13 protein-coding genes and 1 tRNA gene are annotated in these 14,024 nt (G+C 63.6%); 8 read left to right on the forward strand and 6 right to left on the reverse strand.

Features of this window, described 5'->3' with window-relative positions; genetic code table 11:
* Positions 1-244 precede the first annotated feature (244 nt).
* Positions 245-320: transfer RNA gene (locus tag EOB49_RS15400), tRNA-Ala, on the reverse strand.
* Positions 321-492: 172 nt separating this feature from the next.
* On the reverse strand, positions 493-882 hold the full coding sequence (locus EOB49_RS15405; RefSeq protein ID WP_013528180.1) for a TIGR02300 family protein: 390 nt from the start codon (positions 880-882) through the stop codon (positions 493-495).
* A gap of 206 nt (positions 883-1,088) precedes the next feature.
* On the opposite strand from EOB49_RS15405, the gene aroA reads away from it, so the two are divergent.
* The 3 genes from aroA to rpsA all read left to right on the forward strand — a co-directional run bounded on the left by aroA (position 1,089) and on the right by rpsA (position 5,218).
* Positions 1,089-2,447 carry a 3-phosphoshikimate 1-carboxyvinyltransferase gene (aroA, locus tag EOB49_RS15410; protein ID WP_127381465.1) on the forward strand — a complete coding sequence of 453 codons (1,359 nt, stop codon included), beginning with the start codon at positions 1,089-1,091 and terminating at the stop codon, positions 2,445-2,447.
* Between the two features lie 214 nt (positions 2,448-2,661).
* The gene (gene cmk, locus EOB49_RS15420) at positions 2,662-3,312 is read left to right on the forward strand and encodes a (d)CMP kinase (protein ID WP_127320824.1); all 651 of its coding nucleotides are present in this window, start codon (positions 2,662-2,664) and stop codon (positions 3,310-3,312) included.
* 208 nt (positions 3,313-3,520) lie between these two features.
* Positions 3,521-5,218, forward strand: coding sequence for a 30S ribosomal protein S1 (gene rpsA / locus EOB49_RS15425; RefSeq protein ID WP_013528183.1), 1,698 nt, complete (start codon positions 3,521-3,523; stop codon positions 5,216-5,218).
* 99 nt (positions 5,219-5,317) lie between these two features.
* Here rpsA and EOB49_RS15430 read toward each other — a convergent pair whose 3' ends face one another.
* The 4 genes from EOB49_RS15430 to EOB49_RS15445 form a co-directional block, all read right to left on the reverse strand.
* Positions 5,318-6,025, reverse strand: coding sequence for an SDR family NAD(P)-dependent oxidoreductase (locus EOB49_RS15430; protein ID WP_127320826.1), 708 nt, complete (start codon positions 6,023-6,025; stop codon positions 5,318-5,320).
* A 185-nt stretch (positions 6,026-6,210) separates the two neighbouring features.
* On the reverse strand, positions 6,211-7,788 hold the full coding sequence (locus EOB49_RS15435; protein ID WP_127320827.1) for a 5-guanidino-2-oxopentanoate decarboxylase: 1,578 nt from the start codon (positions 7,786-7,788) through the stop codon (positions 6,211-6,213).
* On the reverse strand, positions 7,785-8,432 hold the full coding sequence (locus tag EOB49_RS15440) for a TetR family transcriptional regulator C-terminal domain-containing protein (RefSeq protein WP_245463571.1): 648 nt from the start codon (positions 8,430-8,432) through the stop codon (positions 7,785-7,787). The genes EOB49_RS15435 and EOB49_RS15440 overlap by 4 nt, the downstream gene beginning before the upstream one ends.
* The gene (locus EOB49_RS15445; protein WP_127320829.1) at positions 8,429-9,301 is read right to left on the reverse strand and encodes a dimethylarginine dimethylaminohydrolase family protein; all 873 of its coding nucleotides are present in this window, start codon (positions 9,299-9,301) and stop codon (positions 8,429-8,431) included. Before EOB49_RS15445 ends, EOB49_RS15440 begins: the two co-directional genes overlap by 4 nt.
* 213 nt (positions 9,302-9,514) lie before the next feature.
* On the opposite strand from EOB49_RS15445, the gene EOB49_RS15450 reads away from it, so the two are divergent.
* The 5 genes from EOB49_RS15450 (at position 9,515) to EOB49_RS15470 (ending at position 13,998) form a co-directional block, all read left to right on the forward strand.
* Positions 9,515-10,330 carry an ABC transporter ATP-binding protein gene (locus EOB49_RS15450; protein ID WP_127320830.1) on the forward strand — a complete coding sequence of 272 codons (816 nt, stop codon included), beginning with the start codon at positions 9,515-9,517 and terminating at the stop codon, positions 10,328-10,330.
* A 54-nt stretch (positions 10,331-10,384) separates the two neighbouring features.
* Positions 10,385-11,185 (forward strand): transporter substrate-binding domain-containing protein, encoded by an 801-nt coding sequence (locus EOB49_RS15455; RefSeq protein WP_023811511.1) that lies wholly within the window; start codon positions 10,385-10,387, stop codon positions 11,183-11,185.
* Between the two features lie 156 nt (positions 11,186-11,341).
* A complete protein-coding gene (locus EOB49_RS15460) occupies positions 11,342-12,055 on the forward strand; it encodes an ABC transporter permease (protein WP_206516821.1) in 714 nt (237 codons plus the stop codon).
* Positions 12,055-12,864: an ABC transporter permease gene (locus tag EOB49_RS15465; RefSeq protein ID WP_027039831.1), complete on the forward strand. Its 810-nt coding sequence runs from the start codon at positions 12,055-12,057 to the stop codon at positions 12,862-12,864. The genes EOB49_RS15460 and EOB49_RS15465 overlap by 1 nt, the downstream gene beginning before the upstream one ends.
* A 132-nt stretch (positions 12,865-12,996) precedes the next feature.
* The gene (locus tag EOB49_RS15470; protein WP_164749058.1) at positions 12,997-13,998 is read left to right on the forward strand and encodes an Ldh family oxidoreductase; all 1,002 of its coding nucleotides are present in this window, start codon (positions 12,997-12,999) and stop codon (positions 13,996-13,998) included.
* Positions 13,999-14,024 lie beyond the last annotated feature (26 nt).

The raw sequence follows: 14,024 nt of genomic DNA on the forward strand, positions 1-14,024 counted from the left end.
CGCTGGCGCAACCCGATCTGGCGCCATAAGGACGGCTCCTTCGCCGAGTGGTGATCGGATTGGCTTTCAGTCTCTAAGCGCTCCATGAACAGTGAAGACTTTGTCCGGCGAGCAGCTGCTCTCGATAAATGGCTCGTTCGTTCCGTTGATGGAGGCGCTTTCAGCGGCGTTGCCTGAACTGGCCATCAAGCGCAATGGCCGCAGTGCGGCACATTCATTGGCTGCGAATTGCAGAGGGACTGTTTGGTGGAGCCAATCGGGATCGAACCGACGACCTCTTGAATGCCATTCAAGCGCTCTCCCAACTGAGCTATGGCCCCACTTCCGGCAGTCAACCGGCGCCGTTTCCGGCGAAGAGATCCGGCGCGGGTTGGAGACCGCGCCGTTAGTGCAGGCGGCTTCTAACCCCGCCCTTCTCAGATATCAAGCCTTCGAGAGCCGCTTTTTCTTCACAGGCCTCGAAAGCCCGCAAACGCCCGCTTTCAAGGCCGATCAGACCTCGTCGTCGTCGTCGCCGACGCCGATCATGTCGGCGACATCGTCGTCTTCTTCCTCTTCGTCGGCAAGGAAGGTGTCATCTTCGTCGTCGCCGAGATCGACGTCGTCCTCGTCGTCGCCAAGATCCGGCAGGTCGTCGCCCTTGACGTCCTCATCAGCCTCTTCGAGCGAGACGACCTCAACGCCTTCTTCTTCCTCGGCGTCCACTTCCTTCTCGGCCACTTCCTCTTCCTCCTCGAGAGCGGCAATTTTGCCTTCCTCGAAATAGGAACGCGGATAGGTCTTGCCAGTGTATGGCGAGACGATCGGGTCCTTGTTCAGGTCGTAGAATTTTCGGCCCGTCTCCGGGTCGATACGTTTTGTGCCAAGTTCGGTTTTTGCCACGGCAAGCCTCGTCAATAAAAGAGTGGTCCCCTTAACCACAGTTTGCAGCGCTGTCAAAGCGAAAAGCCGGCGTCACAAAACCATGCATTGAAAGGCCTCGCGTCAGTGACGACCATGGGGGATGACCATTTCGGCCCGCCGTGATACGAGACCGCCGCAACAAATGAAAAGCGCCGGCCTGCCGGCATTCCGTCCAGGGAAATTCCATGTCTCACGCCGCCGCCCCCAAGCCGGCCACCGCCCGCCAATCGCCAGCCCTTTCCGGCATCGCGCGCGTGCCGGGCGACAAGTCGATCTCGCACCGTTCCTTCATGTTCGGCGGCCTCGCCTCCGGGGAGACTCGCATCACCGGCCTGCTCGAAGGCGAGGACGTGATGCGCACGGGTGCGGCCATGAAGGCAATGGGCGCACATATCGAGAAGCATGGCGACGAGTGGGTGATCCGCGGCACCGGCAACGGCGCGCTGCTGCAACCGGAAGGCCCGCTCGATTTCGGCAATGCCGGCACCGGCTCGCGGCTGACCATGGGCCTTGTCGGCACCTATGACATGGAGACGACCTTCATCGGCGACGCCTCGCTGTCGGGCCGGCCGATGGGCCGCGTGCTGGAACCCTTGCGCCAGATGGGCGTGCAGGTGCTGAAGGCGACGCCAGGCGACCGCATGCCGATCACGCTGCATGGGCCAAAGCACGCCGCCCCGATCACCTACCGCGTGCCGATGGCTTCGGCGCAGGTGAAATCGGCGGTGCTGCTCGCCGGGCTGAACACGCCGGGTATCACCACGGTGATCGAGCCGGTGATGACACGCGACCACACCGAAAAGATGCTGAAGGGTTTTGGCGCCAATCTGTCGGTCGAAACCGACGAGCGCAGCGTGCGCCACATCTTCATCGAAGGCCAGGGCAGGCTGACCGGCCAGACCATCGCCGTGCCGGGCGACCCGTCCTCGGCCGGTTTCCCGCTGGTGGCCGCCCTGATCGTGCCGGGTTCGGAGATCACAATAGAAAACGTGCTGATGAACCCGACCCGCACCGGCCTGCTTTTGACGCTGCAGGAGATGGGCGGCAACATCGAAATCCTCAACCCGCGCAATGCCGGCGGCGAGGATGTCGCCGACCTGCGGGTGCGTTATTCCGAGCTCAAGGGCGTCACCGTGCCGCCCGAGCGGGCGCCGTCGATGATCGACGAATATCCGGTGCTCGCCGTCGCTGCCAGCTTCGCCGAGGGCGAGACGCTGATGCAGGGGCTGGAGGAGCTGCGCGTGAAAGAGTCCGACCGGCTGTCGGCCGTCGCCAACGGGCTGAAGCTCAACGGCGTCGATTGCACCGAGGGCGAGGCCTCGCTCGCCGTGCGCGGAAAACCGGGCGGCAAGGGCCTTGGCGGCCACCCCAACGGTCAGGACACCACCGTGCAAACCCATCTCGACCACCGCATCGCCATGAGCTTTTTGGTGATGGGGCTGGCGACCGAAAAGCCTGTTACCATCGACGATCAGGCGATGATCGCGACGAGTTTTCCGGAATTCATGGGGCTGATGATGGGGCTGGGCGCGGAGATTGGGTGACGGTCGTGGCAACCAATAGCCTTGGTACGTCGGCGGGCCAGCGCCCCCCTCTGTCCTGCCGGACATCTCCCCCACAAGGCGGGAGATTGGCACGCTTTGCGCCTCGCCCAATTCTGCAACGTAGACAATTAGCGGAGGCCGCGATAACGGCCGATCTCCCCCCTTGTGGGGGAGATGTCCGGCAGGACAGACCAACCCTTTCGGCGGTCTGCAAATGACACATGTCTTCACCATCGCCATCGACGGCCCCGCCGGCGCCGGCAAGGGCACCCTCGCCCGGCGGTTGGCCGACCATTACCGGCTGAACCTGCTCGACACCGGTCTCACCTATCGCGCCGTCGCCTATGCGCTGATCCAGCACGCGCTGCCGCTCGACAATGTCTCAGCCGCCGAAACCGCGGCCCGCCAGGTCGACTTGGCAAAGCTCGACCGGGCGGTCTTGTCGGCGCATGCCGTCGGCGAGGCTGCCTCCAAGGTCGCGGTGTATCCGACGGTGCGGCGCATCCTCGTCGAAAAGCAGCGCGGCTTCGCCAAGACGCCGCCGGGTGCGGTGCTCGACGGGCGCGACATCGGCACCGTCGTCTGCCCCGACGCCGACATCAAACTCTATGTGACGGCCAGCGCCGAGGTGCGGGCGCAGCGCCGGCTGGCCGAGATCGAGAGCATCGGCGGGACCGCTGATTTCATCGAGATTCTCGCCGATATCGTGCGTCGCGACGAGCGCGACATGGGTCGAGCGGACTCACCGTTGAAGCCGGCGGCCGACGCGCACTTGCTTGATACCAGCGAAATGGCTATAGAAGCCGCGTTTCTTGCAGCCATGGCGATCATAGACGACGTGCTGGCCAAGAGAGACAAGGCCTGATCCGGGTTTTCCCTCGTATTTCCGTTGTCGGAGGCGAAGAAAATACCCATATCGGGCACGAACCAGCCTGCCAGCATTCTTCATGCGCCGGAATTGCCGCTTAAAGAGCGGCCCAGGGTTTTTGTAGCCCGGAACGCCGGCAGGCCAACGCAACGCTAACCTACGGCGCCCGTCCCGCTTCTAGATGCGGGGCACTCCAGGAGAAACAATGTCAGCTGCAAATCCCACTCGCGATGATTTCGCGAGCCTGCTCGAAGAATCATTTACCACAGGCCATTCCGGCGAAGGTCAGGTCGTCAAGGGTACGATCACCGCGATCGAAAAGGACATGGCCATCATCGACGTCGGCCTCAAGGTCGAAGGCCGCGTGCCGCTGAAGGAATTCGGCGTCAAGGGCAAGGACACCACCCTCAAGGTCGGTGACACCGTCGAAGTCTATGTCGAGCGCATCGAAAACGCGCTTGGCGAAGCGATGCTTTCCCGTGAGAAGGCCCGCCGCGAAGAGAGCTGGGTCCGTCTCGAAGAGAAGTTCACCAAGGGTGAGCGCGTCGAAGGCGTCATCTTCAACCAGGTCAAGGGCGGCTTCACTGTCGACCTCGACGGCGCCGTGGCCTTCCTGCCGCGCAGCCAGGTCGATATCCGCCCGATCCGCGACGTCTCCCCGCTGATGCACAACCCGCAGCCCTTCGAGATCCTCAAGATGGATCGCCGCCGCGGCAACATCGTGGTGTCGCGCCGTACCGTGCTCGAAGAGAGCCGCGCCGAACAGCGTTCGGAAATCGTGCAGAACCTCGAAGAAGGCCAGGTTGTCGAAGGCGTCGTCAAGAACATCACCGACTATGGTGCGTTCGTCGACCTCGGCGGCATCGACGGCCTGCTGCATGTCACCGACATGGCATGGCGCCGCGTCAACCATCCGACCGAAATCCTCAACATCGGTCAGACCGTCAAGGTGCAGATCATCCGCATCAACCAGGAAACCCACCGCATCTCGCTCGGCATGAAGCAGCTCGAGAGCGATCCGTGGTCCGAGATCGGCACCAAGTTCCCGATCGGCAAGAAGATCAAGGGCACTGTCACCAACATCACCGACTACGGCGCGTTCGTCGAGCTGGAGCCGGGCATCGAGGGTCTCATCCACGTTTCGGAAATGTCGTGGACGAAGAAGAACGTGCATCCCGGCAAGATCCTGTCGACGACCCAGGAAGTCGACGTGGTGGTGCTCGAGGTCGATCCGGCCAAGCGCCGCATCTCGCTCGGCCTCAAGCAGACGCTCGAGAATCCGTGGCAGGCTTTCGCCTCGAGCCATCCGGTCGGCAGCCAGGTCGAGGGCGAGGTCAAGAACAAGACCGAGTTCGGCCTGTTCATCGGCCTCGAAGGCGACGTGGACGGCATGGTGCACCTTTCCGACCTCGACTGGACCCGTCCGGGCGAGCAGGTCATCGAAGAGTACAATCGCGGCGACATGGTCAAGGCGCAGGTGCTCGATGTCGACATCGACAAGGAGCGTATCTCGCTCGGCATCAAGCAGTTGGCCAAGGATACGGTCGGCGAAGCGGCGACTTCAGGCGAACTGCGCAAGAACGCGGTCGTCACCTGCGAAGTCATCGGCGTCAAGGATGGCGGTCTGGAAGTGCGGCTGGTCGACAGCGGCATCGAGACCTTCATCAAGCGCTCCGATCTGAGCCGTGACCGCGACGAGCAGCGCCCCGAGCGCTTCACCGTCGGCCAGAAGGTCGATGCCCGCGTCATCGCCTTCGACAAGAAGACCCGCAAGCTGCAGGTCTCGATCAAGGCGCTGGAAATCGCCGAAGAGAAGGAAGCGGTCGCTCAGTACGGCTCGACCGACTCCGGCGCTTCGCTGGGCGACATTCTGGGTGCCGCGCTGAAGAAGCAGGGCAGCTAAGGCCTTCGCACCGCGAAGCCCTTCGCAGAGGCTCGAAAACAAAACCCCGCCGGAGCGATCCGGCGGGGTTTTTCTTTGACCGAGGTAAAGGTTGGAAGGTTACGCCCTGCCGTAAAGCGGCACCAGCGTGCCGCTCATCGCCTGATTGGCCGGCGAGGCAAGATAGGCGATGGCCTCGGCGGCGGCTTCGAGGCTGACCCATCTGGTGACATCGGCATCCGGCATGTCGGCACGGTTTGCCGGCGTATCGAGCGTCGACGGCGCCACGGCATTGACCAGGATACCCTTGTGCTTCAGCTCTTCGGCCATCGCCACCGTCATCGCGGCAACCGCCGCCTTGCTGGCGGCGTAAGCGACCATGCCAGCGCCGCGCCGGGGATCGAGCCCGGCGCGCGCCGTGACGTTGACGATGCGGCCCGCCGTGTCCGACGACAGCATTGAGCGAATCGCGGCGCGGCAGCACAGGAAGGCGGTGCGTGCATTGGTGTCCATCATCTCGGCAAAGGACGCCGACTCGATCTTTTCCACCGGTGCGGCGGTGAAGCCGCCGGCCAGGTGGATCGAGCCCCACAGGCCTGGAACCTGACTGTAGAACGCCTCGACCTTGGCGGGGTCCGAGAGGTCGACATTGTGCACCAACTGGACACGGTCATGCGCGGCGAAGGGAAAATGCGCTGGTGCGGCGGCATGGGCATTGGGCACATGGCAGATCGCGCCGTCACTCAGCAGTTTGCCGACAACCGCACCGCCGAGCGCACCGGTTCCACCGGTCACGACGATATGCTTGCCTTCAAGTGTTTCCGTCATCTTGGACGCTCCTGTCATTTTTTATCGTTAGGTCGTTTCTGTGCCGCCGACGCGAAGCGTCGCGCCTTTTGCCCCGTCACTCAATTGACATCTCGACATGGCAGTTGTCGCGTCTTTGCATGCGTCCGCCCACCGGCCGGCCGTGGTTCAGGGCCGGCGAGACGGGAAATACGTAGCACCGTCCTTCAGTCAACCGTGATTTCGATGACGCGCGGCAGTCCGGTGGCCCGGGCGCGCTTCAACGCGTCCGCGAGAGCCTCGATGTCGGCAAGCCGTTCGGCGCCGATGCCATAGGCCTCGGCCAGCTTGCAGAAATCCGGCGGCGCCGGCGATACACCGACCGGCTCGACACCGACATCGAGCATCGAGGTTTCGATCTCGCGGTAGCCTCTGTTATTCCAGACGATGAAGATGACCGGCGCCCGCGCATCGAGCGCGGCGCCCAACTCCGGCAACGTGAACTGGAAGCCGCCGTCGCCGGTCAGGCAGACAACCGGCGCATCGGGTATCGCAAAGGCCGCGCCAATCGCCGCCGGGGCGCCATAGCCGAGCGCACCGAAGCCGGTGGCGGCATTGAACCAGCCGCCTGGGCGGTCGTGGTCGTAATAGAGGTTGGCCGCATAGATCGGCTGCGTCGAATCGCCGACGATGAGCGCGCCCGGCAAGGCGTCGCGGATCATCTCGACGGCGCGCACCTGTGCCTGCAGTGTTGGATTGAGTTCGGCAAAGGCTGCTTCCCGGGCGGCGGCGGCGCGTGTCGGCCCACCTTCGCTTGCCGGGATATGGCCCGTCTGCAGAAGCAGCGCTTCGAGCGCCTCGGCGCAATCGGCCTGGATCGAAACGTTTGCCGGGCGGCGGGCAAGCTGGTCGGCGCCGATATCGATGCGGATCAGATTGGCGGGCAGGACAAAGCCGCCATCGCTATAGCCGTCATAGTCAGTCGGGCCGAATTCGGTGCCGGCGGCAATGACCAGGTCGGCATCGGCCATCAGCGCCCGCACTGTCTTCAGGCTGGGACTGGCCGGCACGCAAAGCGGATGACCATGCAGCAGGCCGCGCGCATTGGTGGTCTGGACGACCGGCGCTCCCAGCCGCTCGGCCAGACGCCGCAGTGGCGCTTCGGCGCGTTTGGCGCCGCCGCCGACCAGGATCAGCGGGCGGCGCGCGGCACCGATGAGTTTGGCCGCGCTGGCAATTGCGGCACCTTCCGGCGCGGGTGGGGTCACATTGCTCAGCATGGCAGCGATGCCATCCGCCGACTTGACCATGACGTCGGTCGGGATCTCGATATGCACCGGGCCGGGCCGGGCCGATGAAAACAGGGCAAAGGCCTGCGCCAGGGCACCGGGCAATTCGCCGGCCTCGGTAACGCGCTGCGAAAACAGCGCCACCTTCTCCATCATGCCGCGCTGGTCCGGCAACTCATGCAGATGGCCCAGCCCCTTGCCCAGCGTCGGCGTGGCGTTGACGCCTGATATGACCAGCATCGGCACCGAATCGGCGCGTGCCTGCCCCATGGCGGTGATGGTGTTGGTGAGTCCCGGTCCGGTGATGACAAACGCGACGCCCGGCTTGCCGCTGGCGCGCGCATAGCCATCGGCCATGAAGCCGGCGCCCTGTTCGTGACGCGGCGTGACGTGGCGGATATTCGAGCGCGCCAGCCCGCGGTAGAGCTCGACCGTGTGGACGCCCGGAATCCCGAACACCGTGTCGACGCCATGCGCTTCAAGCAGCGAGATGAGGGCTTCGCCGAGTGTCGTCATTGGTTTTCCTCCCCGTCCGGCGCGAGGCCTAGTTCGGCCTCGACAGTCTTGATGCCGATCGCCGCCAATTCGCCGGTCGAGAACATCTCGCCGGCCAGGCAGCCTTCGATCCAGAGTCCGTCGATGATCGCATTAATCGCGATGGCATGGTGGCGCAATTGGCTTGCGTCCGGATTGCGCCGTTCGGCGGCGAGCACCTCAGCCACAACCGCCTCCACCTCATTGCGAAAACCAAGGTAGCCTTCGCGGTGGGCGTGGGCCAAGGTCGGATCCGCTCTGGCGCGGCCGATGAAGGTTGCCCAGAGCGAAAACACCCGCGCATCGATGATCGGCGCATTGAGGTTGGCGGTGACGAAAGCCGCAAGGCGCTGGCGAGGCGAGGCATCCTCCATGACCAAAGCCGCTTTCGCCTGCTCGGTCATGCGGCCCATCAGCGCTGCATAGGCTTCCTGCAGCAATTCTTCCTTGCCGGGAAAATAGTGCCGGATCAGCCCAGCGGTGACGCCGGCACGCAATGCGATGGTGCGCAAGGTGGCGCCCTGCAGGCCATGTTCCGCCACGCTGTCCAGAGTGGCCTCGATCAGATCCTGCCGCCGCCGCTCCTCGCCCTCGCGACGGAACCTGCGGCGGGATGGCATATTCATTGGCGCAGGATCGGTCGCGTCAGGCATGTCGGCCCGCCCTCGCAGGCGATGCAGAGCGCATCCGCCTCGAAGATTTCGACCGTGCAGCCGGCGGCTTCCATCGCGGCTTTGGTCTTTGGAAAGCCTGCAACGGCAATGACCTTGTGTGGGCTGGTCGGCAGCACGTTCAGGCTAAGGCCGTTGGAAGCCGCGAACTCTTCGGCGTCGCCTTCGACCAGCCGGATGTTGCGCGCCTTCAGCATCTGATAGAACGGGGCCGGCAAAAGCGGTGAATAGACCAGTGCGAGGTCGTCGGCCAGCGGGCTGATCACCGACATCAGATGCAGGCACGCCTCTTCGCCTTGCCACAGCGGCAGATCAAAGCCGTAGACGGAAACGCCCAGCGGCGTCAGCAGGTTGGAAACCTGCTGGATGCCTTCCTGGTTGGAGCGGACACCGCGCCCGATCACCAGCGTGCGGGCATCGAGCCATACACAATCACCGCCTTCGACCTGGCCAGGAACCTCGACGCGGCCCAGGATTGGAATACCCAGCCTTCGGTAGGTTTCCTCATGCAGCGGGGGCTCCCTGGCGCGCAACGGCTTGCCCATGGACAGGATCAGCGCGCCGCGATCGGTCATCAGCGACGGGTCGTGCGTGAACACCGAATCCGAAAGTCCATCCGCCGTGTCCTCGATCCATTCGATTTCGGCACCGGAAGCCGCCACCAGTTCAGCAAGGAGCGCGTGCTGCGATGCCGCTTTCGCCGGATTGAAACCCGGGCCATAGTGCCAAGCAGCCCTGTCGGCATTGCGCATGGCGTTGGCCGCCGACCGCATCAGCACGCGGCGCAGCGGCGCCGCCATGGACTGTGATCCGAAAGCGCTCATCGAAGTCCTTTTTCGCTGAAAAAAATCGAGAAAATTTCATGGAAGGCTATTTATACACTTGCACAACAAGCTCGCAAGTGCCGTAATAAGCAGGATTGACGGGCTCGCGCCGTTGGGTCCATGCTGAAGTCTGGAGCGGGGCAGTACAGCGTATATGTTGATTAGCCGGATAGACGTTCGACGAACCGCCACCGACCCTATAGAGGTCACCCAGTGAGCGTGGTGGAAGCTGCCACAGTCCAATCCGGCAAGGCGCATGACGGCGCCGCCGAAGCCATCCACGTCGAAAACCTGCACAAGAAGTTCGGTGAGCTGCATGTGCTGAAGGGCGTCTCGCTGTCGGCGCGCGACGGCGAGGTCATCGCAATCATCGGCGGCTCGGGCTCCGGCAAATCCACCCTGCTGCGCTGCATCAACTGCCTGGAAAACCCGACCAGCGGCATCATTCGCGTCAATGGCGAGGAGATCAAGCTCAAGGCCGACAGCCACGGCCACACCATTCCGGCCGACCGCAAGCAGATCGAGCGCATCCGCTCCAAGCTCGGCATGGTGTTCCAGAACTTCAACCTTTGGAGCCACATGACGCTGATCGAAAACGTCATCGAGGTTCCCGTACATGTGCTTGGCGTCAAGCGCGATGTGGCGATCGGCGAGGCCGAGAAACTGCTCGCCCGTGTCGGTCTGGCCGAAAAGCGCGACGTCTATCCGGCCTATCTGTCGGGCGGCCAGCAGCAGCGCGCGGCGATCGCCCGTGCGCTGGCCATCAATCCGCGCGTCATGCTGTTCGACGAGCCCACCTCCGCACTCGATCCCGAGTTGGTCGGTGAAGTGCTGAAGGTGATCGGCGACCTGGCGCGCGAAGGCCGCACCATGGTGCTGGTCACCCACGAGATGAAGTTCGCCCGCGAGGTCGCGACGCATGTCGTCTATCTCTACAATGGATTGGTCGAGGAAGAAGGCCCGCCCGAGCAGATCTTCGGCGCGCCCAGATCCGAAAGGCTGAAGCAGTTCATCCGCAACATCGGCTAGGACAGGCCGGGACGGAAGAAAACCGGGAACCAACAACAAGCTGGGAGTCATGAAATGAAGACCGTTCTGAAGACATTCGCCGCAGCGCTGCTGCTCGGCGTCGCAGCCATGGGCGTGGCCAAGGCCGATCCGGTCAAGATCGGCGTCGCCGCCGAGCCTTATCCGCCCTTCACCTCGCCCGATGCTTCGGGCAAATGGGTTGGCTGGGAGATCGACTTCATCGATGCAGTCTGCGCCGAGGAGAAGCTCGATTGCGTCATTACTCCGGTCGCCTGGGACGGCATCATCCCGGCACTGACGACCAAGAAGATCGACCTCATCGTCTCCTCGATGTCGATCACCGCCGAGCGCGCGAAGACGATCGATTTCTCGGACAAGTACTATAACACGCCGACCGCGATCATCGGCCCCAAGGACCAGAAATTCGGCTCCGCCCCGGACGACCTCAAGGGTAAGATCGTCGGCGTGCAGGTTTCGACGGTGCACGCTGTCTACGCCAAGAAACATTTTGGCAGCACAGCCTCCGAGATCAAGGAATACCAGACCCAGGACGAAGCCAACAACGATCTTGCCGCCGGCCGCCTCGATGCGGTTCAGGCCGATTCCATCGCGCTTGGCGAATTCCTGAAATCCGACCAGGGCAAGGCCTGCTGCGACTTGAAGGGGATGGTCGCTCCGGACGACGAAGTGCTCGGACCGGGCGTCGGCGCCGGCGTGCGCAAGGAAGACACCGAACTGAAGGGCAAGATCAACGCCGGCATCAAGGCGATCCGCGCCAACGGCAAATATGACGAGATCTCGAAGAAATACTTCGATTTCGACATTTACGGCGGCGGCGGCGCGCAGTCGAACTGACGACCCTCGCATGAGCCGTGGGGCATGGCGTCAGCGCCATGCCCCACCTGCCCGATCTTTCCCAGGCATGTTTGCCGCCGACACAGCCGTCGGCGGTTGGCCAGCACTTCGGGGGCGACGCTGATCGACGCACTTCTTTCGGCCTCCGCGGCCGGCATCACCGAGCTTCTCTCGCCCTACCCGCCAGGCTGGGGCGGGACGCTTCTGGTCGGGCTGCTGCACTCAATCGAGATCGCGCTGGGCGCCACGTGCCTCGGCCTTCTGATCGGCACCGGCGGCGCCTACGGCAAGCTTTATGGCGGGCCGGTGGTGCGCGATCTCCTGGCGGTCTACACCACCATCGTGCGGGCTGTGCCCGAACTGGTGCTGATCCTGCTGCTCTATTACGCCGGAACCGACCTGATCAATCAGGCGCTGACGGCCATGGGCTATCAGCGCGTCGATGTGAGCGGCCTTGCCGCCGGCATCGCCGTGCTCGGCTTCGTCCAGGGCGCCTATTCGACAGAGGTGATACGCGGCGCGATACTGGCTATTCCGCAGGGCCAGATCGAGGCCGCCCGCGCCTATGGAATGTCTCCGGGCCTGCTGTTGCGGCGCATCACCTTGCCGTCAATGCTGCCCTTCGCCATACCGGGCCTCGCCAATCTCTGGCTGATCGCCACCAAGGATACCGCGCTATTGGCGGTCGTCGGCTTCTACGAACTGGCGCTGGCGACGCGGCAGGCGGCGGGTGTCACCAAAGCCTATTTCACCTTCTTTTTCGCGGCGGGCGTGCTCTATCTGCTTTTGTCGCTGTTCTCCAACCTCGTCATCGGCCGGGTCGAGACCTGGTCGCGGCGCGGCATGCCTTCGCTCAAGGAGGCGCGCTGATGGCCAACGAGGCTGCCATCATCAACGTCGTCGCGCGAACATCGCTGTGGCTGCAGCCGCACCGCATCGTGCTGATCCTGATCGCACTGGGCCTTGTTTTGTCGGCTGCCTTTTTCATGCGCTGGGACTGGCTGCCGCAATATTATGAAATGGGCTTGATCGGCATCTGGCGGTCGCTGTGGATCCTGGCCGTCACCTGCGTGCTGGGCTTTCTGCTCGCCGTGCCGCTCGGGCTGGCGCAAGCCGCCGGCTCCTTCTGGTTCGCCGCGCCTGCCAAGGTGTTCTGCACGGTGATCCGGGGCACGCCGCTGCTGATCCAGCTCTGGCTGCTCTATTACGGCCTGGGTTCGCTGTTCCCGCAATATCCGTGGATCCGCGAATCCTGGATGTGGCCATATCTCAGGCAAGCCTGGCCCTATGGCGTGCTGGCGTTGACCCTGTCTTTCGCCGGCTATGAGGGCGAGGTGATGCGTGGCGCCTTTGCCGGCGTGCCCAAGGGACAACTGGAGGCGGCGCGTGCCTTTGGCATGAGCCGCTGGAAGGCATTCCGGCGGATCTGGCTGCCGCAGGCCATCTACCGGGCGCTGCCGACGCTGACCGGCGAGACCGTGCTGCAATTGAAGTCGACGCCGTTGGTGGCGACGATCAGCGTCATCGACATCTTCGCCGTTTCGTCCAAGGTACGGCAGGACACCTACCTCACCTACGAACCCCTGCTGCTGCTGGCGCTGATCTACATGACGATCACCGGTATTCTGGTCTTCGCCTTCAGCAGGATAGAGGCCAGGATCCCCAACAAGATTGGCTAGAGGGGAGTAGGGGAGTAGGGGAGTAGCCAGCCACTATTCACGTTCACAATTCCATCCCCATTCGCTATTCACTGCTCACCATTCCCCTATTCCCCTATTCCCTTACTCCCCTATTCCCCTAGGATTGCCATCATGCAACTCAGTCTCGACCAGGCAAAAGGACTGTGCCGGATGGCGGCACTTGGCGCTGGCGCCAATGAGGAAGCGGCACAATCGCTCACTGCTTCGATCATATCAGCCGAGGCCGAAGGGCTTTCCTCGGTCGGTCTGTCGCATTTCATCGACTATCTCGAGGCGCTGGAAGCCGGACGCATCGACGGCAATGCCGACCCGGTGATCACCCGGCCGGCGCTTGCGGTCTATCTCTCCGATGCACGCCGGGGGCTGGCGCATACCGGCTTCGACCGCACCATCGACGACCTCGCCAAGGCGGCAAAACTGTTCGGCGTCGCCATCTTCTCGCAGAAGAACGCCTATACATGCGGCGCGCTCGGCTATTTCACCGGAAGGCTGGCAACACTCGGGCTGGTGTCGTTCGCCGCCACCAACGGCCCGGCCGTGCTTGCCGGCTCGGGCTCGGTCAAGCCGGTCTACTGCACCAACCCGATGTCGTTTGCCGCCCCCGCCGCCGACGGGGCGCCGCTGGTCATCGACCAGTCGTCGAGCGCCACCGCTTTCGTCAACATCCGCAAAGCGGCCGAGGAGGGCAAGACAATCCCGGAAGGCTGGGCGCTGGACGCCAGCGGCAACCCGACCACCGATCCCGCCGCCGCCATGAAGGGCGCAATGCTCGCCTTCGGCGGCCAGCGCGGCGCCAACATCGCGCTGATGGTCGAGGTGCTGGCGGCGGGCCTGTCGGGCGCCAACTGGTCGCTCGACGCGCCATGGTTCAGCGGCGGGCCGGACAGCCCCGGCACGGGACTATTCGTGCTTGCTATCGAACCCAAGCTGCTCGATCCGGATTTCGAGCAGCGGATGAAGGACCAGCTCGACCGGCTGCGGCGGCGCTTCGGTGTGCATGTGCCCGGTCGTGCCCGCGCAGAGGCCGCCGAGAAGGCGCAAGCGCGGGGCATCACGGCATCCAAGGCGGTGGTGCAGCGCATTTCCGAATTCGCCGCACGCTATTCTTCCTGAATAGTTTTTTATATCAAATAGTTATC

The sequence above is a fragment of the Mesorhizobium sp. M7A.F.Ca.MR.148.00.0.0 genome, assembly GCF_003997735.1.
Classification (GTDB): domain Bacteria; phylum Pseudomonadota; class Alphaproteobacteria; order Rhizobiales; family Rhizobiaceae; genus Mesorhizobium.